Source organism: Avibacterium sp. 20-129, from assembly GCF_026226845.1.
Lineage (GTDB): Bacteria > Pseudomonadota > Gammaproteobacteria > Enterobacterales > Pasteurellaceae > Avibacterium.
In genome coordinates this window covers 1,344,820-1,368,806 of the sequence record NZ_JAKKOE010000001.1, presented here as the reverse complement: position 1 = coordinate 1,368,806, position 23,987 = coordinate 1,344,820, and the positions used below count along the sequence as shown (strand labels likewise).

Sequence of the window (23,987 nt, the reverse complement as noted above, 5' to 3'; positions counted from 1 at the left end):
TTAACCTTCCTTCTCGATCTTATCTAAAGCCGCACGCAGCATTGGACCGTAATCATTTTTACCCGGACAAACGAATGTACAAAGTGCTAAATCTTCTTCATCTAACTCTAAGCAACCTAATGCTTGCGCACTATCGGTATCGCCTGCACTTAAATCACGCAGTAATAATGTCGGGATAATATCTAATGGCATCACACGTTCATAAGCGCCAATTGGTACCATTGCACGGTGTCCACCATTAAGTGCGGTGGTAAAATTGAATAATTTATGGCCGAAATGACCTAATACGGTACGGGTGATCGAATATTTATTTGCGCCCGGCATAATCCAACCGAGGAACTCTTTCTCACGCCCTTCTACAAGCACAGAAACCTGTAACGCATAGCGTCCTAAGTAAGCTAATGCGCCTTCCGCTTTATGACCGCTTAACACAGAGCCTGAAATAATGCGGTTTTCGCCTTCTTTTAATTCGCCTTCAGTTAATTGGGCTAAATTAGCACCAAGTTGCGTGCGAATTAAACGTGGATTTTTCACCTGCGGACCAGCTAATGCGACAACACGATCTGTAAACAATTCACCCGTGGTAAATAATTTACCGATAGCAATCACATCTTGATAGTTTAAATGCCAAACTTGCTTGGTTGCCCCCACAGGATCGATAAAGTGAATATGTGTACCAACAAGTCCTGCAGGATGTGGACCTTTAAAACGGTTAGTTTGCACATTTTCAATTTGGCGACTTTGTGCTGCATTTAAGATATTAGAATCAGCGCCACCACAAAGATGGATCATTTTTTTGCCGTCAAACAAACGGCTTAACACCGTTAAGCCATCAAAGAAAGCTTGCTGATGTTCTGCAATAATCACTTCTGGATTTGCCGCTAATGGATTTGTATCCATTGCATTGACAAAAATAGAAGAAGGTACCGCATCAATAGCTGGCACTTTACTAAATGGACGGGTACGCAATGCTGTCCAAAGCCCTGAGGCTTGTAAGTTTTGACGAACTTGCTCCGAAGTTAAACTTTTTAGCTCATCGGCAGAATATTTATTAAAGGTAACCTGATCATCACCTTCGATTTGAATCACTACTGATTGCAACACACGCTTAGCACCGCGATTAATCGCAGTTACAGTACCGCTGGCAGGGGCAGTAAATAATACGCCGGGGTTCTTTTTATCTTCAAAAAGTACCTGACCTTTTTTCACTACATCACCTTCACGCACCTTCATTGAAGGACGCATTCCCACATACTCTTCGCCAAGCAAGGCAACTTCAGTAACGGCATTGCCGCTATGGATTACTTGTTCTGGCTTCCCAGCAATAGGAAGATCCAAGCCTTTTTTAATCGTAATCATATTGTATGCACTACTTTTCGTTAGATTAAAAATATAGCTATCGCAAGATAAAACGCAATGCGATAACCTCGTCTTGAGTAATGATTTTTGCTTAATTATCAACGATGAATGCAAAAAACATCGTCATAATATCCACTCCAACCACATAAATTTAAAACTCAAATTCTGTTTAGATTTTATACCGCGCATAAAACTAAACGCGCAATATACGTTAAAATTTTGATAAAAATTAGCAGTTCATTTTAACTAAATAATAACTTTCATTCCACTTTGACAAACAGTTTTTCCTGCTTTTTCGCAAAAAAACCGCTCTGTTCTTGTGGAAAATCAAATTTTGCAAAAACCTGTTAGCTAATCTTACCTCGTATGAGGTAGCTTGTTTATTGCCCGACACCTAAACAATTTGGTGATTTTGGGAACTGCTGTTCCAACGCTTGCCATTCATCTAATGTATAAGTATGTAAGGCTAATGCGTGGATACCCTGTTTCAATTCTTCTGCTAATAACTGATACAACATTTGATGGCGCGCGACCTTTCTCACCCCATTAAATTCATCGCTCACTAACACCACTTTAAAATGCGAATCTGCACCACGCCCCGAACTGTGCATATGGCTTTCATTTTCGATATGTAAAAAGTGCGGTGCAAATTTTTGCTGAATTTTTTGTGTTAAAATTTGTTGAGTATTCATTCTCGTTTCCTTTTGATGATCAATCGCACATTAAAGTAAGGTCGTTTTATTTGTGCTTAAATGTTATGAATAAATTTGCCAGCGCAAAGACTATACATTCATAATGAAGTTTGCAAGAATAACCCTTTCTTTTTTGTTAGCGAGGAAATGACTATGCGTTTTACCAAACTCTCTCTCATCAGCTTATTTTCAAGTGCCGTGCTATTATCTGCTTGCCAATCTCAGCCCAGTAACACGCTCACTTTTACCCCACCTAGCCCAAGTGTACAATTCAATACCGCAAATCAACAGGCGGTGCTAAACATTTTAACCCGCGATGTGCGCCAACAACCTGAAGTATCGAGCTATGTTTATAATGAAAAAATATTTAAACTCTTTGCTAAACCAACGCCAACCGAGCTTTTCGATCAAGTCATCAAACAAGATTTAAATGCCAAAGGTTTCCGCATTGCGGCAACACCGGCTCAATCCAACACCAACGTCATTGTGAATATCAATAAATTCTATGCCGATATTGATCAGGGCAATTTGCGTTACAAAATCACAGCAAATGTACAACTTAGCGTTCAAGTACAGGGTGCAAAAGGGCAATTTAATAAAAATATTGGTTCATCAAGAACCCAAGAAGGGGCGTTCAAAGCCAGTAATGAAAATATCCAGAAGGTGCTAACCCAAGCCTTGCAAGAAACCGTGAAAAGTATTTATCAAGATCAAGACATCGCTAATGCGATTAATCGCTATTCCAATTAATGTGATGGCTATCTTGCTTTATTTTGAAATAACACAGCCTAGCTGGTTTTCACTTATTGCAAAGTGAAGCCGCAATAAAAGAAAACCTTGCAAACTAACGCAAGGTTTTTTATTACCTAAAATGGCGAACGTGGGCGGAGTCGAACCGCCGACCTGTCCCTTAGGAGGGGACTGCTCTATCCTGCTAAGCTACACGTTCTTTTGTGATTCAGTTTCGCATAAATAGGTGATGATGAAAAGCAAATACTGAGAAATAAAGTGCGGTGTTAATTTTTAATCAGAAAAGAGAGGGTAATTAGATATGAAAAAGCCGCTAATTTTCATTAGCGGCTATTAAGAATTTGGCTCCTCCTGCTGGACTTGAACCAGCGACATATGGATTAACAGTCCACCGTTCTACCGACTGAACTAAGGAGGAATAGTGGTGCCTCGAGGCGGAATCGAACCACCGACACGGGGATTTTCAATCCCCTGCTCTACCGACTGAGCTATCGAGGCAACGCATCAGTGGTGCGTATTAAACGATTTTTACCGCGGTAAGTCAATCATTAATTTTAACTTTTTTACATTTTTTTATTCGTTTGAATATTTAACAGACGAAACGCATAGAAATACAGCAAAAATTGTGTAAAAAAACAAAACCACTTTTAATGCTCATCGTCTAACACGATAACTTTTTTGTGCTTTATCCACCTTAATAAGATAATTTCTTGCCTGTGAAGAAGGATGTGCCGTCGTTAAAATACGGTACACTTGCTCAGGATACAAGCGATTAATCTGTTCAATTGCCATCTCTTTATCTTCGTGAAACACGCGTAATACTGCGCCAGCACCACTGTTATAAGCTGAGATCATTGCAAAACGTTTAGATGTCGGATTGGTAATACCATCTAAATATTTATTTTGTAATAACCATAAATAAGACGCGCCTGTATCAATATTCTTTTCAGGATCAAATAAATAACTTTTTGATGGTTGCCCACCACGCCCTTTCATTTGGAATACATCACGTCCTGCCGTATGTGGCACAACTTGCATTAATCCTACGGCATTGGCATAGCTAATTGCATAAGGGTTAAAACTTGATTCTGTCTGCATAATGCCGAGGATTAAACTTTCATCAAGGTTATAACGTCTTGCAGCACGACGTACCATAGGTAAATATTTTTGCGCACGCACTGCAACGTGATTCGCAATCATTGGAATCACCACAAATTGCACCACTCTGCCATTACTCAAACGACGCGTCTGTAATTTATTTTGCAATAAATAATTGGCAAAATTACTTGCTGTCGTTACATTCGCAATTTGTCCACCCAAATTATCCACAACCTGCCCTAAGAGAAACGGGCGTGAGCTAATCGGAACATCACCAGAAGCAAATAGATCAATGCCTTTAGCATCAGATCCCATTAATAATGTATGTACAATGGCATTATGTAAGCGATTTACATCACTTAATGTTTCAACCGTAATACTCCCTTCATCAAAACTCACGTGGCTACGCGTATAATAACTATCCGTATATTTCACATAATCTTTACGGCTAGCAACCAATAACTCATTAACACCCCAAATTTGATCAATATTATGGGAAAATTGTCCAGTTAAAATATCTAGCCCTTGTGTATCTTTTGCAAAGGCTTCATCATAATCAATCCTTTTATGGCTTGAGCCACTACAAGCAAATAAAAAAGGAATAATCAACGCAACAACATATTTTTTCATAGTGTTTTTTCTGCTGGTGGAACATAACCTTCAATGTGAACCTCTTTGCCTTCAAACAAAAAGTTCACCATTTCTTGTTCTAATAATTGACGATGTTCGGCATTCATCATATTTAATTTCTTCTCATTAACGAGCATAGTTTGCTTTTTCATCCACTCGCCCCACGCTTGTTTACTGATATGATCAAAAATACGTTTACCTAACTCCCCCGGATAGAGTTGAAAATCTAAGCCATCTGCCTCTTGTTTTAAATAGGCACAAAATACCGTTCTTGCCATTATTCTTTTCCTTTTGCTAACTGTAATAAAAGATTTTTAACTGGCGTTGCCAGCCCAATTTGATCTGGATTTTGCGGATCATACCAATATTTGACCGCACTTTGTATAGAAGATTCATACTTCCCGTGATTTTCACCCACCTTTTTCCAATCAGAGCGATTGCTATCCTCACCCCGATATTCCTGTTTCACATAAATAGGATGAATCATTAAATGAAAGTGGCTAAACGTATGACGAAAAGCCGGCCATTCTTGGTAAAAAGCCACATTTTGACGGGCTAAATACGCCAGTAAATCCTGCTTACTATCAAATTGCGGAAAACAATACAAACCGCCCCATAATCCTGATTTTTCACGCTGTTCTAAGACAACTTTTCCCTGTTCTTGCCAAATCAAAAAATAACTTTGTCGCTCAGGTAAGGTTTTTTTCGGCTTTTTAGCTGGATAAGCTTGCCAATTTTGTTGTAAATTTGCACCGCACTTTGTAGCTAAAGGACAAAGTTCGCATTTGGGTTTTGTGCGTGTACAAACCATTGCGCCAATATCCATCATCGCTTGATTAAAATCCGCCACACGCTGTTTTGGTGTAACTTCTGCACTTAACTGCCAAAGCTGACTTTCTACTTTCTTCTCTCCAGCCCAACCTTGCACGGTAAAATAACGTGATAATACCCGTTTCACATTACCGTCTAAAATCGGGTAAGGGGCATTTAAACAAGAAGATAAAATCGCCCCCGCAGTACTACGCCCAATCCCTTTTAATGCCTGCACTTGTTCAAATTCTGTGGGAAAATTACCTTGATAATGATCTCGAATATATTGTGCTGATTGGTGCAAATTTCTTGCTCTTGCGTAATAACCTAAGCCTGTCCACAAATGTAATACTTCATCAAGAGGCGCATTCGCCAGCGCAGTAATCGTGGGAAAAGTTTGCATAAAGCGTTCAAAATAGGGAATCACAGTGGCAACTTGGGTTTGTTGCAACATCACCTCTGACAACCATACACCATAAAGGGTTTTATTTTGCTGCCAAGGTAAATGCTTCCGTCCAAATTGCTCATACCAAGTAAGCACAGATTTTGCAAAAGGAGATGTGGTGGAAGATTGAGCTAATAGCATAAATATAATAGATAAAAGAATCAAAAAACGAAGTGTATCATAGGCAAAATTTATCTTGCAAAAGAATTGCGAAGGAAATGCCATAGAAGAAAAATTTGCCTAAAACAAAAGTGCGGTGAAAATTTCTTAATTTTCCACCGCACTTAGGTTATGAATGATTGAGCAATTAAAGTTTCTCCACTAACGCCACGGCCGCCCCAATATAGGTGGCTGGGGTAAGTTGTTGTAAGCGTTGTTTTTCTGCTACTGGAATGTCTAATTTTTCAATAAACTCACGCATAGCTTGCTCATCAACTCGCTTACCACGCGTCAATTCTTTCAGTTTTTCATAAGGTTTTTCAATGCCATAACGACGCATCACCGTTTGAATTGGCTCTGCAAGCACTTCCCAATTTTGATCCAGTTCATCACGTAAGTGTTGTTCATTGACCTCTAATTTACTGATCCCTTTTCTGGTTGCCGCATATGCAATTAAACAATAGCCTAAGCCTACCCCGAGGTTACGTAACACCGTCGAATCAGTTAGATCACGCTGCCAGCGAGAAATCGGTAATTTTGCTCCCAAATGCGCCATTACTGCATTTGCCAGTCCTAAATTTCCTTCAGAATTCTCAAAATCAATCGGGTTTACTTTATGTGGCATTGTTGATGAGCCAATTTCTCCCGCAATTGTTCGTTGTTTGAAATGGTTTAATGCGATATAGCCCCATAAATCACGATCAAAATCAATAATAATGGTATTAAAACGTGCGATGTTATCAAATAATTCTGCAATGTAATCGTGTGGTTCAATTTGCGTGGTGTAAGGATTCCATTTAATCCCTAAAGAGGTAACAAATTCTTCGCTAAACTTGTGCCAGTCCAGCTCAGGATAAGCCGATAAATGCGCATTATAGTTCCCCACAGCACCATTGATTTTACCTAGAATATCAATACGTTGTAGCTGTTCAAATTGACGTTTTAGGCGATATACCACATTCGCCATTTCCTTTCCAACGGTAGAAGGGGAGGCTGGCTGTCCGTGTGTACGAGAAAGTAACGGAATCGCCTTATATTCGTGGGCTAATCGACTAATTTCATCAATCAATTTTTGCCATTCGGGTAAAATCACTTCTTCACGCGCGGTTTTTAACATTAATGCGTGAGAAAGATTGTTGATATCCTCGGAGGTACAAGCAAAATGGATAAATTCACTTACTGCGGCTAATTCATCAAGTGCGGTTGTTTTTTCTTTCAAAAAATACTCTACCGCTTTCACATCGTGATTTGTGGTTCGTTCAATTTCTTTAATGCGCTCGGCATCTGCTAAACTGAAATTTGCAACAATTTGATTTAAGTAATCGTTTGCTTTTTTTGATAAAGAAGGAACTTCTTGAATTTGTGTCGTTGCCGCTAATTTTTGCAACCAACGAACTTCAACCTCCACCCGAAACTTGAGTAAACCAAACTCACTAAAAATATGACGTAATGCCGTTGTTTTATCCTGATAACGACCATCAAGGGGAGATATTGCAGTAAGCGCATTTAATTGCATAATAAAAAACTCCTAAAAGGTTGAATAAATTTGTTGTGCTGTTGTAGCGATTTTGCTACGGGAAAAAAGAAGCTGATATTTTTTACCGCCCACTTGTCGCCAAAGTACTGCCGAACGAATTCCAGCTAATAAACACGCCCGAATGCGGTGCTGTATGCCTTGTTGCTGTAAATAATCTGGTGAGCCTAATACTTGAATACGATTACCCAGAGGGCTTATTACATCGACATAAATACTTGCTAGATTACTGATCATCTGTTCATCAAGCAGATGATAGAAATTAAGTTGTGACGGCAAATACGCAATACGTTGAGCAAGTTGTTGTTTTGCCTGCGCGGATTTATTTAACTTCCCTTCTAACGCCAATAAGCTCACCCAATAACGTGTCAGCTCCGCATCTCTGCCATTCAACTGCTCCATTAATATTTGTAACCCAAGTTTAAGATGGGCTTCATTTCCCCCATAAACGGCTAAGGTATTTTCTGGTGAAGTTTGTAACAAAGAATCTAAACTCGCCTTGAATGCATCTGAATCTGCACGACCATTATGCGCAAATTGTTGAACTAATTTTGCCGCTTGGCACACACCCGCTAAGGCAAGCGTGATGGGGTAATAATCAGCCATAAGGAGATAAAAACCATTATGTGGAAAGAAATATTAAAAAGTGTGGGCAATATAGCATTTTTCATAGGTTATTGAAAGCTAAGCAGCAAAATTCCCCCAGTAAAACAAATTCTTGCTATACTAGCGCGATAGCCTTTATTCCTTTCAACGGAGAAAAAAATGCAGTGGATAAAAAAATCCTTGTTAATTTGCACCGCACTTTTCCCTCTCATCAGTCAAGCGGATATGCTTGTTTCTCAGGCAACAATGTTTGCAACAGAAAAAGCTGGTGAGCCTAGTGCTATTTTTATGCAATTACAAAATACAGGCGATGAGGCAGTACATCTTGCCTTACTTGAAAGTGAGCAACCTTCTCGACTAGCCTTACACGGTATGCAAAATGGTAAGATGATCGATCTTGATGGGATAGAAATCCCCGCTAAACAAACCATTAGCTTGAAACGTGGTGGCTTACATATTATGGTATTTGATTTACTCACCCCAATCAAACAAGGTAGCCCCTTCCCGCTTACCTTGTATTTTGATGATGGGGAAGTGGTAAAGGTGAATGTAATCGCTCAATCAAAGTAAATTTTTAGAAAAATAATCTAAGTGCGTTTGTTTTATCCAACCTTGCTGCTGCCAAAATTTACTCCCTTGTATATTATGACTAAATGCTAACAAACGCCCTTTTGTAATATTTTTGTGTTTAAGCTTCTGTTCTAAATGGGTCAATAGTGCTTTCCCTATTCCCTTACCTTGTTGGTTTTTATCTACCGCCATATGATAAATTGTCGCTCTTCGTCCATCAAAACCACACATAATGACACCAATAACTTGGCTATTCTCTCTTGCAATATAATTTAAATCGGGGTTAAAGCGTAGAAAATCCTTAATTGATTCAAAGCTATCATCAAGAGGATTGATGTCTATCCCATCAATACTTTTCCATAATTGATAAACTTGAATATAATGCTCTGGTTTCATTGGCTCAATAGTAAAACACATTTTTATCCTCATATAAAAATTGCTGAAAAAACGACCGCACTTTTACTTTACTCACCAGCACGATTTTCCTCTCCGGGTTGCCAATCAACTTCACCGCCTTGAAGAAGCGTTTGCATCATTTCTTTTGTTTCGAGTTCTAATTCTTTCGCACGAGCAATCATACGTTCATTGCTAAAAACCGACATTTCGGGATCATAAAGACTCGCCATTTCAGCGAGACTATGGCGATCTCGATGATAATAAAATTCGGCAACTTGCTTGGCTTTATCTTTATCCATTCCCAGTTCCTCAAGTGCAAGGCGTCCGCTACGAATGGCAGAATCAAATGTTTCACGCACAATATTTCGCGCGCCTGCACGGTATAGATCATAAACATGCAAACGATCATAGGCGCGAGTAATAATAGGTAAATGAGGATAAAAATGATGTGCAAAGTGTGCAATTTTTATTGCTTGTTCTTTATCATCTAAGGCGATAACCAAAAGGCTGGCTTTATCAATACCTGCTGTTTCGAGCAAATCAGAGCGAGCTCCATCTCCAAAATAGGTTTTTAAGCCGAAACGTGAAAGCCCTTCTACTAAGGTTGCATCATAATCAATAACCGTTGGCTTATAACCACAACTTATCAACATTCCACTAATAATTTGCCCGTAACGACCATGTCCGATGATAATCACATCATTTTGATCTTCAATGGCATCATTTTCTCTTTGTTGATGGCTTGCCCTTGCGACAATCAACTTATCATAAGCAATAAATAAGAAAGGGGTCAGTAACATTGAAATGGCGACAGCAAGTAAGAGTTTATCGGTAAGCTCTTGAGGTAAGATCCCATTTTGCTGGCTAAAAGACAGTAGGACAAAGCCAAATTCTCCAGCGGGTGCAAGGCTTAAAGCAAATAAATAACGGTTTAGGCGATCAAGCCGAAAAATAAAACCTAACCCCCATAGTACGATCGCTTTCACTAAAATAAAGCTTAAAGTAATAGCCAAAATAACAGCAAAATCATCAAAAAATAGACGAAAGTTAATATCCGCCCCAACAGTAATAAAAAATAGCCCTAATAACAATCCTTTAAAAGGCTCAAGATTACTCTCTAATTCGTGCCGGTATTCACTGTTTGCTAAAACAACCCCAGCTAAAAATGTGCCTAAAGCAGGAGAAAGCCCAATAGCTGACATCATTGCGGCAATCCCAATGACTAAAGCTAGAGCAAATGCAGTGAAAATTTCTCGCATTCTTGAGGCAGCAATATAGCGAAAAATAGGCCGTGCGAGAAAATAACCACCAAAGACGATAGAGCTAATCACACTTAGGGTTATTAAGGTTTTAACATAATTATTTACACCTTCTAATAAATTTCCGCTATGTTGCTCTGCACTTTGTAAACTCGTTAATAATTCAGGGGAAGCCAGAATAGGTAGCAATGCTAAAATAGGAATGATCGCAATATCTTGGAAGAGCAAAACTGAAAAACTACTTTGTCCACCGGGACTATTTAATAAGCGTTTCTCTCCTAAGGTCTGTAATACAATTGCGGTTGACGAAACAGCCAGTACACAACCCATTGCAAGGCTCATAGACCAACTTAATCCACATAAATGTGCAATACCTGCTATTGCCCCCACAGTCAGAATGACTTGTAAACTTCCTAATCCGAATAATTTATTGCGTAATTTCCATAACAATTTCGGATCTAGCTCTAACCCGATTAGAAAGAGCATCATCACTACCCCAAACTCCGCAACGTGTTGAATACTTTCCGTTTCTTGTCCAACTAGTCCCAGAATAGGGCCAATTGCCACGCCTGCTAGAAGGTATCCCAATACAGAGCCAAGCCCTAAACGTTTAGAAATGGGTACCGCAACTACGGCAGCAAAAAGATAGATAAAAGCGGAAGTTAATAGTGATGTCATAAGGGTCTTATTTACCTAATCAAATAGAAATATAGGTTTAGCATAGTAATCAGTTTTACTTCAAATATCACGAGATATTTTAAACAAAAATTATCGATCTCTTTCTTCTACCCCATTCATTAAAATTTACCTTTGATGATCAACACAAAATCTATCTATAATAAAAGGCTATCTCAACATCAAAATATATTCAGATAGCCTTCGTTTGAAAAAATCAAAGTATATCAGTACAAAATTAGAAGTTCTTGCTTTTGAAATACGGCAGTATTGGCTCAACTTGCTGCGTCAAACCGTCTTGCCTTATTTCACCCTTAAACGCCCCTATTTTAAAACTTCACACTTTCCCCATCTTCTGGCACGGTAACCCAATCTTTCAGCCCAGATTTTTGCACAAAAGCACGCATTGCTTGACGGCTCACCGCACCGTGATTGACCGCGTCCATATGCACGGCAATGATTTTTGCCTTGGGCATGGACTGATGGGCGTGGGCGACGTCTTCTTTACCCATGATAATGCCTTCATTAAAGCCATTGACCCTTGCCGCCCCCGTATTCATCACCAAAACATCGGGCTTATATTTGATGAGTGCCTTATTGACATCAGCCGTCCAGAGCGTATCGCCCATGATATAAAGCGTCTTACGGTCTTTGGCACGCAGCACCACGCCCATCGCATCGCCCAGCAATTGCCCAAGCGGTGCGACCGCATACATCTCTTTGGTGCCATGAGCACCGCCTGTTTTGTGCAGGCTGACATCGCCAATTTTCAAGGTCTCGTTTAACACCCGCACATCATTAAATCCCTGTTCACGAATCAGTTTCGCATCATCTTGATTTTGCACGATAATTGGCAAATCTTTAGGCAGATATTTTTGTGCTGCCTCGTCCCAGTGGTCAAGATGGGTATGGGTAACCACAACCGCCGTTACCCCTTGCCAAGCCTCATTCATCGGCATCGGCAGTTCGGTCAAAGGGTTACGCAGCTGACTGTTTAGCGTGTTGGCAAAGCCTTCATACGCCCCTTTTTTGGCAAGCATCGGGTCAATCAAAAACGTCTGTCCTGCATAGCTGACTTTTGCGGTGGCGTTGCGGATATGCTGATAGCTGTCGCTGGCGTAAGCCTGAACGCTCAATAACGCCCCCAAAAGGGCAGTGGCAAGTAAAGTTTTGGTACGCATCGTGATTCCTTAAATCGATTGCCCATGCTAAAAATGAAGCATCGGGCGGTGAAAAATCATCAAAATGGCGGGTGAAATGCCATCTTTTTCAAGAACGAGCATTATCCATCTTCTTGAAAAACAAAAATATTGACCAATCTTTCAAAAACCGAAAGAATTGGCTCAAAAAGTGAGAAAAAAATGACCGCACCGATTGTTGCCCTGCTGCTGTATCCTGATTTTAACCCCTTTCAATTTGCCATACCGCACCGTGTTTTTTCGCTCAATGTTGATGATAAGCCACTGTTTCATCTGAAAATTGTTGCAGAAAATCCCGACTGCTGTTATGGAGAAAACGACATTTATGTGCCTGCTGACGGCGATTTACGCCTGCTTGAGCAGGCCGATATGGTGATTGCCTTTGGCTGGCAGCCTGAAAAAATGCCCAGCGATGCCTTAAAACAGGCACTTATCCGAGCCAATCAACGTGGGGCTTTGGTTGCAGGGCTTTGTTACGGTGCTTATTTGTTGGCGTACAGCGGACTGCTAAACGGCAAAGAGGCGACCACTCATTGGCTGGGTGAAGCGGATTTTGCCAAGCGTTTTCCTGCCGTTAAACTGAGTATTGAAGCCATCTACATTGAGCAAGGTAGCCTGATGACCTCTGCTGGCACGGCGGCCGCCCTTGACTGCTGTCTTGCCATCATTCGCAGAACGTACGGGGTGAAAATCGCCAACCAAATCGCCCGCATACTGGTGGTTTCACCGCACCGTGAAGGCGGACAGGCACAATTTATCGAGCAGCCCATCGCCCGCCTAAGCCCAAGCGAAAACATGAGCGAACTGCTGGCACAAATGCAGCAAAACCTTAAGCAGGATTACCGTATTGACGCACTGGCAAGGCGTCTGAATATGAGCCGAAGCACCTTTACCCGCCATTTTCGCCAAGCCACAGGTGTGTCTTTGACCGAGTGGCTGATTGCCCAGCGTCTTCAGCGTGGACGGGAGCTGTTAGAAAGTACGGATTTGGGCATTGAACACATTGCAAGCGAAATCGGCTTTCACTCTGCCACCGCCTTTCGCCAGCATTTTAGAAAAAAGCACCGCGTAAGCCCGAGAGCGTGGCGGAGGGGGTTGGGGTGAGATGAGAATGATTTGAGCGTTAAAGCAGTACATCATAAAATAACTATGCTAAATATGGAATGGCGAAAGTCTTAATCTATTTTTTGGGGAAATTAGCACTTTGATAGACTAAAGTGACATCAAAAGGTTTTAGTCGGTATTCTTCGCCAGCTCCGTGAGTTACGGCAAAATATGTTGTATAAAGAACAAGTATTAACAGAAAATAGGGTTGTCAAAAATTAAAAAGGAGCCTTTATGCCTCATACACTAAGCCCCTATCAGGCATCTGGATTCAATGCTTCCGATCTCAAAACCATTCTACATAGCAAGCGCGCCAATATGTATTACTTGGAATATTGCCGCGTGATGCAAAAAGACGGCCGTGTTCTTTATCTCACCGAAGATGAACGTGCCAATCTCTATTACAATATTCCCATTGCCAATACAACCGTTATCTTACTGGGGACAGGCACTTCTATCACGCAAGCAGCAATGCGTGTGTTGGCTCAGGCTGGTGTATTGGTCGGCTTTTGCGGCGGTGGCGGAACGCCACTTTTTGCTGGCACGGAAATCAGCTGGTTCACACCGCAAAGTGAATACCGCCCAACGGAATATGTACAAGGCTGGCTTTCATGGTGGTGGGACGATAATAAACGGCTTCAGGCAGCAAAAATACTGCAAACTGCACGCATGGATTATCTATTAACCATTTGGCAAAAAGACCGTGAACTCATTGCCCGTGGATTTAATGCTTCTGCGATTTTGCACACCATTGAAACTGCCCGAAACACCATTGCCCAACAAAGCAGCGTAACGCATCTGTTCCAACATGAAGCGCATCTGACCAAAGCCCTTTATAAAGCCGCCGCAAGCTGTACCAAACAAGAAGGCTTTAGCCGCGAACATGACGGCATCGACAAAGCCAACCGCTTTTTAAATCACGGCAATTATCTTGCCTACGGGCTGGGCGCAACAACCGCATGGGTGCTGGGCATTCCGCACGGTTTTGCCGTGATGCACGGAAAAACAAGACGCGGTGCGCTCGTTTTTGATATTGCCGACATCATCAAAGACGCACTAGTCTTACCGCTTGCCTTTATTGCTGCTGCCGACAACCTAAGCGAACAGCAATTTCGCCAAGAATGCTTAAATCAATTCATCAAACATAATGCCTTAGATACCCAATTTGACCTGATAAAAGCACTGGCTTTAAAAACCGATTGGGAGGCAGCATGATTGTTACCTTTGTCAGCCAATGCGAAAAGAAAGCATTAAAACGCACCCGCCGCATACTCGATAGCTTTGCCAACCGCATTGGCGATAACGTTTGGCAGACAGCCATCACCCAAGAAGGGCTTAATACCGTTGCCGCTCTGCTGCGTCAAAGTGCCACCAAATCCACCGCCGTCAGCTGCCATCGCAACCGCACCAGCCATACCACAGAACTGCTTTTTATTATTGGCAACAGACGTAAATTTAATGAATTAGGCATTGTTCCTGTTAATTACACCAAGAGAAATATCATGCATCAAGAATGGGAAAACGATTGGCAATATCTCACCGCCATACAAATCATTACAACCCTTGCCGCCCTACTGCATGATATTGGCAAATCCAATTTAGGTTTCCAGCAGAAACTCAAAGGGCAAACCGCCACAAAAGGCGAACCCTACCGCCATGAATGGGTATCGTTAAAACTCTTTCTATGGCTCGTTGCTGACTGTCAAACCGATGAAGCCGTATTTGACCGCTTAATCCATTTAGACCATTATCTTGCTAACCATAAGCCTGCATTTGAAACAAGCGATTATGGCTACGCCAATATACAGAATCTGCCGCCGCTTGCCCAATGGATTGGCTGGCTGATTGTTACCCATCACCGTCTGCCGCCCCTGCCACGGCTGCAAGACACAGATGCCAGCGGTGATGGCTACACCACCAACGCCATCAAGGAAATGCGGCAGGCAGGTCATTCATACTACAACGTCTCTGCTCAAGATTTTTATAAAAGCTTGCGTGCCATCAATCATTGGGTGCATAACCCCCAAATAACTGCAAACTTAAAGCAAAACTGGCAATTTGAACACCTTGTTCTGCATAACAAAACCTTGCAGAAGCAGCTTAAACGCTTTGCCCAAAAAGCCAAAAACGACTCCAAATTGACCGCATTAAGCCAGCAAAAAAGCCCCATCAACAATCCCTTACTGCTGAATCTTTCCCGCTTAATCCTGATGACGGGCGACCACAACTACTCTTCACTACCCAAAGACAGCAAACAACGCGTGTCAGGCGATACCGATTGGCAGGATAAACTTATCGCCAACACCGACCGCAAAACCAAAGAAACCAAACAAGCCCTTGACGAACATCTGCTTGGCGTAGCGGACTATTGCGGACGTGTCGCCAAAGCCTTGCCCATTATTCAGGCAGCCTTACCCAAACTCAAAGACCGCGACAGCCTTGCTAAAAACACCGCAAATGCAAGATTTCAATGGCAAAACCAAGCCTTCAAACGGGCAAGAGAAGTCCGCGGACAAAGCCAAACCCATGGCTTTTTTGCCATTAATATGGCGTCTACTGGCTGCGGCAAAACCATCGCCAACGCCCGCATTGCCTATGCACTGGCCGATACACATCAAGGGGCACGCTTTACCATTGCCCTAGGACTGCGGACACTCACCTTGCAGACAGGTGCCAGCCTGCGACAAGACCTTGGCTTAAGCGAAAAAGAACTCGCCGTCTTGGTGGGCGGACGAGCCAACAAACAGCTTTTTGAACTTAATCAAAAAACCGAAGAAGACAGCGAAGAAAACGGCAGCCTCTCTGCCGAATCACTAATTGACAGCTATGTGGACAGCCGCTTTGAGCCATCAGATTTTGACGTACTTGGGCTTGGCGTACTCACCCAGCAAGAAAAAGCCCAGCAGCTGCTCTACAGCCCTATTGTCAGCTGCACCATTGACCACCTCATGCAAGCCAGCGAACAGCTTCGTGGCGGACACTACATCATTCCCACCCTGCGATTGCTCTCAAGCGACCTTATCCTTGATGAACCAGACGACTTTTCCGAAAGCGACCTGCCCGCTCTCACACGGCTTGTGCATCTGGCAGGGCTATACGGCAGCCGCATCATACTCTCATCAGCCACCTTACAGCCCGACCAAGTGTATGGCTTATTTACCGCTTACCTAGAAGGACGCAAAATTTACAACCAATATTTTAACCTGCCAGCACCGTCCATTCCCTGCCTATGGAGTGATGAAAACCACAGCAGCATCAGCACCTGCACCGACACCCGCCAGCACAGCCAATCCCACCAAAGCTTTTTGGAAAAACGCCAACGCTGCCTGAAACAGCAGCCCATACAGCGGATAGGCGAAATCCTGCCGATGGTCGCCAAAGTAAGCAAAAACCCCAAACGCTTCTATCCTGCAATTGCCAAACAACTGCTTGAATACGCAACAGATTACCATCATCGCCACCACTTTGACGAAAACGGAAAAACCATCAGCATTGGGCTAATCCGTATGGCGAACATCACCCCCCTCATGCAGACCGCACTTGCCCTGTATGCACAAGACAGTCTTGCCAAAGACACCCATATCCACCTTGCCGTCTATCACAGCAGGCAAGCCCTCATACTGCGTAACCAACTGGAACAACAGCTTGATGCCATCTTAAACCGCAAAAACGGCAACAACCCTGCCAACCACCCAGCCATCAAAACCGCGATTACCGCTTATCCCAACGCCAAGCATCACCTCTTTATCGTACTGGCAAGCCCAGTCTGTGAAGTCGGACGCGACCACGACTACGACTGGGCAATTGCCGAACCCAGCTCCATGCGATCGCTCATTCAGCTGGCAGGACGCATCAACCGCCACCGCCCTGACAGGCAGCCCAAAATGCCCAACCTTGGCATCTGGCAGCACAATATCCGTGGCATCAAACAAGAAAACTGTGCCTTTATCCACCCAGGCTATGAAAGTGCCGAGTACCGCCTAAACAGCCACAATTGTGAAACCCTCATACCTGCCGAACAGCTCAAGCGTATTGATGCCCAGCCCCGCATCATCAAGCCAGCCGAACCCGACCCCAAAAACCGCCTATCCGACCTAGAACATCAAGTGCTTGCTGAGCTGATGCAAAATGACAAAATCAATATCGTCAATGCCTACTGGCAGCCTAAAACCCTAAACCGCCAGCACTGCCACCTGATTCGCCTAAGCCCATTCCGACAAGGCGAAAAAGAAGCTGACTACCTTATCCGCCCCGAAGACAGCGGCAATGTGCCATATCACCTAGAACAAATTGAAGCCCATGGTTTTTCGGGTGCTAAAACAGCCCAAGATGTGATTAAACCCTATCCTTTTGAAAACAAAAATGAAAACATCACCCCATGGCTCACCGCCTCACTCAAAACACAAATCAGCCAATTAAGCGACAAACTGGGCATCTCTGCCAATACCGCCGTTATCCGCTTTGCCGGCATCACCCTGCCAGAGAGACAACATGCTTGGTATTTTCATGAATACTTTGGCTGCTGGGAAAATGAGTAAAAAGGAAATGGATACTCAATAAGCCATCAAAAGAACAGCTAAAAAACTGCTTTGCCGTGCTTTGTTCAAAAAGCCAGATAGCGAAATACAATGGTTTAAAAAGGTTATTTGAACCAATCTATAAGAACAAAAGCGGTGCTTAAGCTATTGATCAAACTCTAGACTTAAGCAACTTATGAAAAAAACCACCTATGCGGTGGCTAAATGAAAAACAAAAATACAATTTACTAAGCCATCTATACAATGGGTTTCTATTATAACATAAAAGTATTTAAAAAATAAAAAAACAATGGATTGAAAAGAAAATTTCTTTGGGTTAGGATGCACACCATCAAGCAGATTAAAAACGAGGTCCTCTATGAACACCATTACCGCCGAGCAGATTAAAGAGGCAATCAACACCTTTTTAACTGCCCAATACCACAAGAAAAGCGAAAAAGAACAAAAACAGCTTGTCAAAGCCGAGCAAGAAAATGATCCCATCGCCATTGCCGAAGCCCGTGAAGCCCTGCGTCCGATTCAAGAAAAATACCAAGCTGACCATTGGTTTCAGGCAGCTGAAAAAATGGCGGGGCAGTTAAATTTTGGCACCCACACCTCTAAAGGCATTCACAGCGATGCCAAAGGCGACAACATTATCTTTAGCAGCAGCCCAGCACACGGCTATATCGGCACGCACAGCATAGACAGTACACAGCTTGATGCCAGCGGTAATGCCGCCGCACTGCCGTTAGCTGCGTTTTTTGAGCAGCCTGTCAGCGGGTCATACCTGATGCGTGATGTGATTCTTGCCCAACTGCCTGCACTTCACGGCTGTTTTGGTACAGATTCCGCACGTTCTGAACACTATCAGCAAGTATTTTACTACTACTTAACCGCCCAGCCCGATGCGCCAAGTACCCACGAACGCAACAAGCAAATACTCTGGGCAATCAACCCCGATGAAAACGAATATTGCACACTGGTACCGCTGCACCCTTCCAAATTAACCCATGAGGTCTATCTCAACATTAATCACCGCCGTTATAGCGATGAGCAAAAAACCGCACGCGAAAACCGCTACAAACACCCAGACAAACCGCAAGTACCTTATCAAGAACTGCTGGATCTTGCCGCAACCCAGCTTGGCGGCACCAAGCCACAAAACATCAGCCTGCTTAACAGCCGTCAGGGCGGCCGCCAATATCTTCTGTCGTCTATTCCGCCTATTTTTCAAAAACGGGCATTTGGAACGGTGCAGCTTACCAAGTACGACAGCAGCTTATTTAAAAGCCGTGCTTACCGCCATAAAATGCGTTATAAAATCAAAAGCCTGGCTGAAATTATCAAAGACAGACGCAACAATGTTTCTTTGCGTGAACAGCGTGATGATTTGCTTGCCGAAATCCTGATGGAAACCTTTGCCATCGCAGCCACCATACAGCAGCAGCCTGCAGGCTGGAGCGAAGATAGCAAACTTAATTTCGAGCAAAGCCTCTGGCTTGACCCAAACAATCCCGATGAAGACCACCAGCAAGACCGTGAAGAAGAGGACTGGCAAAATGCTGTTGCTGAACAATTTGCCGATTGGCTGCAAAGCAGCCTGAAAGAAATCTTTAAAAAAGACAGCCAAATCCAAAGCAGTGATTTTGGTACACCAGAATATCTGTATTGGAAAACTGCGATTGAAGATGCCATCAAAGCCTCACAGCGTCTTGGTGAAGGAGTATTTCAATGAGCCACATTTACCCCAATTATCCGCAGGCAGGCTACCTGATTATTAAAAATTTGCGTATTGAGAATGCCAACACCTTGTCAAGTCCGCTCACCTATGGATTCCCTGCCATCAGCGGCTTTGTCGGTGCCGTACATGCCTTAAGCCGCACCCTTGCCCAAAGCCAAGATTTTTCCCATCTGCGGTTAGATGGCACGCTGATTGCCTGCCGTGATATCCATATCCAGCGTTACCGAAAAAGCCGTTACAGCAACTACAGTTTTAACCAAACACGCAATCCGATTTTAAAAGACGGCAGCAGTGCCGCCATTATTGAATCAGGACGCTGCCATCTTACCGTCAGCCTTGCCATTGGCATTTACGGCAGCCTTGAACAGCAGCAGATGGACGGCTTAAAGCGTTTTATCGCTGAAAAAATTCAGCAGCAGCGGATAGCTGGCGGCAGCGTGGTTGGCATTGATGCCAAAGCCCCTGTTAGCTACAGCCCAACCATCAATGAATGCAAAAAAGATTTTCTGCCTGCTTTCATTTTGATGAATGCCCACGAAGAACTGACCGCCATTTGCGAAGAAAAACAGCTCTCGCCCCTTGATGCGCTGATTGAAACCGCTGTTATCCACCAAATTCCAGATGATGACGGTACATGGCACAGTGAAAGCATTAAAACAGGACGTGGCTGGCTTGTGCCGATTCCCGTTGGCTATCAAGGCATCAGCCCTGTGATAGCAGCAGGCAAACTCAACAACAGCCGCAACCCCGAATACCCAGCACAATACGTTGAAACCATTTACAGTCTTGGCAAATGGGTCTTCCCGAACCGTATTGCCGACTTACAACACGCCTTTTGGTATCAAACCTATGATGCCGAACACCATCTTTATCTTGTCCAACAGCCTTAAGAGGAAAACATCATGGCAAAAATTAACAGCAAAGTTACCGTACTCGCCTTTGAACGCAAAATTGATATTTCTGACGCCTATCTCTGGCAAACGAACAGCCAAAAAGAAAACGCACTCAAAGAACCCGTTATCGTGCGAGAAAAATCCGTACGCGGCACTATCAGCAACCGCTTAAAAAATGCGATTGCCAGCAACCCTGCGAAACTTGATGCAGAAATTGAAAAAGCCAACCTGCAGCGTGTAGATGCCGCCTTCTTAAATGAAGACTGCGATACCCTCATTGCCAGCTTTACCTGCAAAATCTTACCCTTTACGGGCAAACCCAGTGTCTGCAACAACCAAGACTTTCAGGCAGCATTAGAAGAAACCGTTGCCCAGTACAAACAAGAACAAGGTTTTGCCGAACTTGCCAAACGCTATGCCATCAACCTGATTAACGCCCGTTGGCTGTGGCGTAACCGTATCGGTGCCGAAAGCATCACCGTAACCATCAAAAACGGTGAGGACACCTTAACCTTTAACCAAGCCCGTGATATTTCGCTCAATGATTTTGACTTTGAAAGCCCAGATTTGACAAAGCTTGCCGCTTGGATAGAAGCAGGATTTAATGGCAAAGCCTTTACCCTCTTGCAGGTTGAAGCCCAAGCCAACATCGGCAACGGACAAGAAGTCTTCCCAAGCCAAGAACTGGTGCTAGACACGGGCAAAAACAAAAGCAAAATCCTCTACACAGTCGGACGTGAACAAAACCAAGCAGGTATCCATTCGCAAAAAATTGGCAATGCCATCCGCACCATAGATAACTGGTATCCCAACGCAGCATTCCCCATTGCCGCCGAACCCTATGGTGCGGTTACCACACTGGGAACCGCCTACCGCCAGCCAAAAGACAAACAAGATTTTTACAGCCTGTTTGACCCTTGGATAAAAGAAGGCAAAGCCCCCAAAAAAGATGAGCAACACTACGTTATCGCGATTCTTATCCGTGGCGGCGTCTTTGGTGAAAGCGGTAAGGAGTAACCATGATTTACCAAGAGCTTACCCTGCTTCCCTCAGCAGAAATACCGCTGCACGCCCTTTGGGAAGCCCTCTACAAACAACTGCACATTGGTTTGGCTGATGTGCAGAACCGTGAAAGCGTGAACCGCATCGGGGTGAGTTTTCCCCGCTATGAACTGGGGCAGCATAGCCTCGGCAATCAAATCCGCCTCATCGCTCCAGATGAGGCGACCCTTGCAACGCTGAATTTAGAAAAATGGTTGGCAAGATTGACGGACTATATCCACATCAAAAAGCCAGCTGTCGTGCCTAACCACGCAGTGCCAGTTACAGTTAAACGCTACCGCTTCCGCCCCATTGACCAGCAGGCCAAAGCCCACGCAAAACGGCACCAAATCAGCTATGAAGAGGCACTGACGCATTGCAAAACCCACCGCAGAGCAGAGCTTCACCCGCCCTTTATCAGAATGACGAGTGAGACCAACGCCCAACCCTATCCGCTTGTAATTCTGCAAAAAACAGCTGATGCCGCCGTTCATGGCAGCTACAACAGCTATGGGCTTAGCCATCAAGGCAGCACCGTACCGCATTGGTGAGCATTTCAGGTAGCAGACCCTTTTTTGCGAGCAATTTAACAAATCAAACAAAAACAATGAGTTAAAAATAAGGAGAAAAATATGGGGTAAACACAATAAAATCGGTGCAAACCTTTGCAGCTAGGGCATTTGCACGGCAAAAATTGCAATTATCCGCCGCATAGGCGGCTTAGAAATTATATGGGGCAATTAATGGCAGCGTTAGACAATTATCCGCCGCATAGGCGGCTTAGAAACTGTATGAGCAAGTGAATGCGTGGCGCATTTTGTTATCCGCCGCATAGGCGGCTTAGAAAGCACGCAATGGCGATATGTTCCACCATTTGACGTTATCCGCCGCATAGGCGGCTTAGAAAAGCCAACCACAGTAATCCAATCTATAAATCATGTTATCCGCCGCATAGGCGGCTTAGAAACACAGGGGCGATAGTGGTGGTAATACCAGCCAAGTTATCCGCCGCATAGGCGGCTTAGAAATACCCCCGCGACACCAGCCTAAGCAGACTGCACGTTATCCGCCGCATAGGCGGCTTAGAAAATAATTTCTTTTTTCATTTGTTGGTTGATGTAGTTATCCGCCGCATAGGCGGCTTAGAAAGCAGCCGTTGCCGCAAGTGGTGCGTTAATGCTGTTATCCGCCGCATAGGCGGCTTAGAAAACCGTACTTAATTTGGTGACAACAAATAGCAGGTTATCCGCCGCATAGGCGGCTTAGAAATTTTATAATATTATTTGCAATTGTAATATTTTGTTATCCGCCGCATAGGCGGCTTAGAAAGTATGTTTTGGTTTGACAAGCAAAATCAGAATGTTATCCGCCGCATAGGCGGCTTAGAAAGTGACTGGGTGCAGAAAACCAATACGTCCGCCGTTATCCGCTGCACAGGCGGCTTAGAAAAAGTGCGGAGGATTACCTTATTTAGTTTACCGTTATCCATCGCATAGATGGCTTAGAAAAGTTTAAAACGTGGCTAAATCTCACCGCACTTGTTATCCATCGCATAGATAGCTTAGAAATCATAATTATTATTCTTTCGTAATAAGCGGAGGTGAGCCGTTGTAAAAGCAACCATATTTAACAGACAGACGCATCTATGGAAATGATTATATTGACGCACTGGCAAAGCGTCTGAATATGAGCCGAAGCACCTTTACCCGCCATTTTCGCCAAGCCACAGGTGTGTCTTTGACTGAGTGGCTGATTGCCCAGCGTCTTCAGCGTGGACGGCAGCTGTTAGAAAGCACGGATTTGGGCATTGAACACATTGTGAGCAAAATCGGCTTTCACTCTGCCACCGCCTTTCGCCAGCATTTTAGAAAGAAACACCGCCTAAGCCCGAGAGCGTAGCGGCGGGGGGGGGGATGAGAATGATTTGAGCGTTAAAGCAGTACATCATAAAATAATTATGCTAAATATGGAATGGCGAAAGTCTTAATCTGTTTTTTGGGGGAAATAGCACTTTGATAGACTAAAGTGACATCAAAAGGTTTTAGTCGGTATTCTTCGCCAGCTCCGTGAGTTACGGCAAAATATGTTGTATAAAGAATAAGTATTAACAGAAAATAGGGTTGTCAAAAATTCAAAAGGAGCCTTTATGCCTCATACACTAAGCCGTTATCAGGCATCTGGATTCAATGCTTCCGATCTCAAAATCATTCTGCATAGCAAGCGTGCCAATCTCTATTACAATATTCCCATTGCCAATACAACCGTTATCTTACTGGGGACAGGCACCTCTATCACACAAGTCGCTATGCGTGTATTGGCTCAGGCTGGTGCTTTGGTCGGTTTTTGCGGCGGTGGCGGCACTCCGCTCTTTGCAGGCACGGAAATCAGCTGGCTGCCACCGCAACCGCACCAGCCATACCACAGAACTGCTTTTTATTATTGGCAACAGACGTAAATTTAATGAATTAGGCATTGTTCCTGTTAATTACACCAATCAACCCGTTAT

The 23,987-nt window shown here is 43.6% G+C and carries 19 protein-coding genes, 3 tRNA genes, 2 pseudogenes and 1 CRISPR repeat array; of the genes and pseudogenes, 11 read left to right on the top strand and 13 right to left on the bottom strand.

The genetic code is table 11. The features are described 5' to 3' along the window. Complete coding sequence (locus L5B90_RS06555) at positions 1-1,359, bottom strand: Na(+)-translocating NADH-quinone reductase subunit A (protein WP_250363873.1); 1,359 nt, start codon at positions 1,357-1,359, stop codon at positions 1-3. A gap of 380 nt (positions 1,360-1,739) precedes the next feature. Continuing rightward, positions 1,740-2,051, bottom strand: coding sequence for a BolA family protein (locus L5B90_RS06550; RefSeq protein ID WP_250363874.1), 312 nt, complete (start codon positions 2,049-2,051; stop codon positions 1,740-1,742). A gap of 147 nt (positions 2,052-2,198) precedes the next feature. Here L5B90_RS06550 and L5B90_RS06545 point away from each other — a divergent pair, with 147 nt between their 5' ends. Next, positions 2,199-2,801 (top strand): YajG family lipoprotein, encoded by a 603-nt coding sequence (locus L5B90_RS06545; protein ID WP_442778764.1) that lies wholly within the window; start codon positions 2,199-2,201, stop codon positions 2,799-2,801. A gap of 122 nt (positions 2,802-2,923) precedes the next feature. On the opposite strand, the gene L5B90_RS06540 is transcribed toward L5B90_RS06545, so the two are convergent. The 8 genes from L5B90_RS06540 to hflD form a co-directional block, all read right to left on the bottom strand. Beyond that, positions 2,924-3,000: transfer RNA gene (locus L5B90_RS06540), tRNA-Arg, on the bottom strand. 143 nt (positions 3,001-3,143) lie between these two features. Then, positions 3,144-3,219, bottom strand: a tRNA-Asn gene (locus L5B90_RS06535). A gap of 4 nt (positions 3,220-3,223) precedes the next feature. Then, a tRNA-Phe gene (locus L5B90_RS06530) sits at positions 3,224-3,299 on the bottom strand. Positions 3,300-3,455: 156 nt separating this feature from the next. Beyond that, entirely contained in the window at positions 3,456-4,529 is a 1,074-nt protein-coding gene (mltC, locus tag L5B90_RS06525) for a membrane-bound lytic murein transglycosylase MltC (RefSeq protein ID WP_250351345.1), read from the bottom strand. After that, positions 4,526-4,807, bottom strand: coding sequence for an oxidative damage protection protein (locus L5B90_RS06520; RefSeq protein ID WP_250363877.1), 282 nt, complete (start codon positions 4,805-4,807; stop codon positions 4,526-4,528). Before L5B90_RS06520 ends, mltC begins: the two co-directional genes overlap by 4 nt. Further along, positions 4,807-5,925 (bottom strand): A/G-specific adenine glycosylase, encoded by a 1,119-nt coding sequence (gene mutY / locus L5B90_RS06515; RefSeq protein WP_265762426.1) that lies wholly within the window; start codon positions 5,923-5,925, stop codon positions 4,807-4,809. The genes L5B90_RS06520 and mutY overlap by 1 nt, the downstream gene beginning before the upstream one ends. 166 nt (positions 5,926-6,091) lie before the next feature. Continuing rightward, complete coding sequence (gene purB / locus L5B90_RS06510; protein WP_265762425.1) at positions 6,092-7,459, bottom strand: adenylosuccinate lyase; 1,368 nt, start codon at positions 7,457-7,459, stop codon at positions 6,092-6,094. Between the two features lie 12 nt (positions 7,460-7,471). Continuing rightward, on the bottom strand, positions 7,472-8,083 hold the full coding sequence (gene hflD, locus L5B90_RS06505; RefSeq protein WP_250351341.1) for a high frequency lysogenization protein HflD: 612 nt from the start codon (positions 8,081-8,083) through the stop codon (positions 7,472-7,474). Between the two features lie 159 nt (positions 8,084-8,242). Between hflD and L5B90_RS06500 the strand changes: the two genes are divergently transcribed. Continuing rightward, positions 8,243-8,653: a copper chaperone PCu(A)C gene (locus L5B90_RS06500; protein ID WP_250363880.1), complete on the top strand. Its 411-nt coding sequence runs from the start codon at positions 8,243-8,245 to the stop codon at positions 8,651-8,653. On the opposite strand, the gene L5B90_RS06495 is transcribed toward L5B90_RS06500, so the two are convergent. From L5B90_RS06495 to L5B90_RS06485, 3 genes are all read right to left on the bottom strand, one after another. After that, the gene (locus tag L5B90_RS06495) at positions 8,645-9,070 is read right to left on the bottom strand and encodes a GNAT family N-acetyltransferase (protein ID WP_250363881.1); all 426 of its coding nucleotides are present in this window, start codon (positions 9,068-9,070) and stop codon (positions 8,645-8,647) included. The genes L5B90_RS06500 and L5B90_RS06495 overlap by 9 nt on opposite strands. 47 nt (positions 9,071-9,117) lie before the next feature. Next, complete coding sequence (locus L5B90_RS06490; protein WP_250363882.1) at positions 9,118-10,986, bottom strand: monovalent cation:proton antiporter-2 (CPA2) family protein; 1,869 nt, start codon at positions 10,984-10,986, stop codon at positions 9,118-9,120. Positions 10,987-11,312: 326 nt separating this feature from the next. After that, a complete protein-coding gene (locus L5B90_RS06485; protein ID WP_250363883.1) occupies positions 11,313-12,164 on the bottom strand; it encodes an MBL fold metallo-hydrolase in 852 nt (283 codons plus the stop codon). Between the two features lie 180 nt (positions 12,165-12,344). Here L5B90_RS06485 and L5B90_RS06480 point away from each other — a divergent pair, with 180 nt between their 5' ends. The 9 genes and pseudogenes from L5B90_RS06480 to L5B90_RS06440 form a co-directional block, all read left to right on the top strand. Next, positions 12,345-13,286 (top strand): GlxA family transcriptional regulator, encoded by a 942-nt coding sequence (locus L5B90_RS06480; protein ID WP_250363884.1) that lies wholly within the window; start codon positions 12,345-12,347, stop codon positions 13,284-13,286. Positions 13,287-13,520: 234 nt separating this feature from the next. Further along, entirely contained in the window at positions 13,521-14,501 is a 981-nt protein-coding gene (gene cas1f / locus L5B90_RS06475) for a type I-F CRISPR-associated endonuclease Cas1f (RefSeq protein WP_250363885.1), read from the top strand. Continuing rightward, positions 14,498-17,824, top strand: a complete 3,327-nt coding sequence (gene cas3f, locus L5B90_RS06470; RefSeq protein WP_250363886.1) for a type I-F CRISPR-associated helicase Cas3f — start codon at positions 14,498-14,500, stop codon at positions 17,822-17,824. Before cas1f ends, cas3f begins: the two co-directional genes overlap by 4 nt. Positions 17,825-18,182: 358 nt before the next feature. Beyond that, complete coding sequence (gene csy1 / locus L5B90_RS06465) at positions 18,183-19,541, top strand: type I-F CRISPR-associated protein Csy1 (RefSeq protein ID WP_265762424.1); 1,359 nt, start codon at positions 18,183-18,185, stop codon at positions 19,539-19,541. After that, on the top strand, positions 19,538-20,437 hold the full coding sequence (gene csy2, locus L5B90_RS06460) for a type I-F CRISPR-associated protein Csy2 (RefSeq protein ID WP_250363888.1): 900 nt from the start codon (positions 19,538-19,540) through the stop codon (positions 20,435-20,437). Before csy1 ends, csy2 begins: the two co-directional genes overlap by 4 nt. Positions 20,438-20,449: 12 nt before the next feature. After that, the gene (gene csy3 / locus L5B90_RS06455; RefSeq protein ID WP_250363889.1) at positions 20,450-21,457 is read left to right on the top strand and encodes a type I-F CRISPR-associated protein Csy3; all 1,008 of its coding nucleotides are present in this window, start codon (positions 20,450-20,452) and stop codon (positions 21,455-21,457) included. A gap of 2 nt (positions 21,458-21,459) precedes the next feature. Further along, complete coding sequence (gene cas6f / locus L5B90_RS06450; RefSeq protein WP_265762423.1) at positions 21,460-22,032, top strand: type I-F CRISPR-associated endoribonuclease Cas6/Csy4; 573 nt, start codon at positions 21,460-21,462, stop codon at positions 22,030-22,032. A 148-nt stretch (positions 22,033-22,180) separates the two neighbouring features. Further along, positions 22,181-23,049: direct repeats of the CRISPR family, unit length 28 nt; unit sequence GTTATCCGCCGCATAGGCGGCTTAGAAA. A gap of 94 nt (positions 23,050-23,143) precedes the next feature. After that, positions 23,144-23,380 (top strand): annotated as a pseudogene (locus tag L5B90_RS06445) (helix-turn-helix domain-containing protein); the annotation flags it as partial. A gap of 247 nt (positions 23,381-23,627) precedes the next feature. Further along, positions 23,628-23,864, top strand: a pseudogene (locus L5B90_RS06440) (hypothetical protein); the annotation flags it as partial. Between the last annotated feature and the right edge of the window lie 123 nt (positions 23,865-23,987).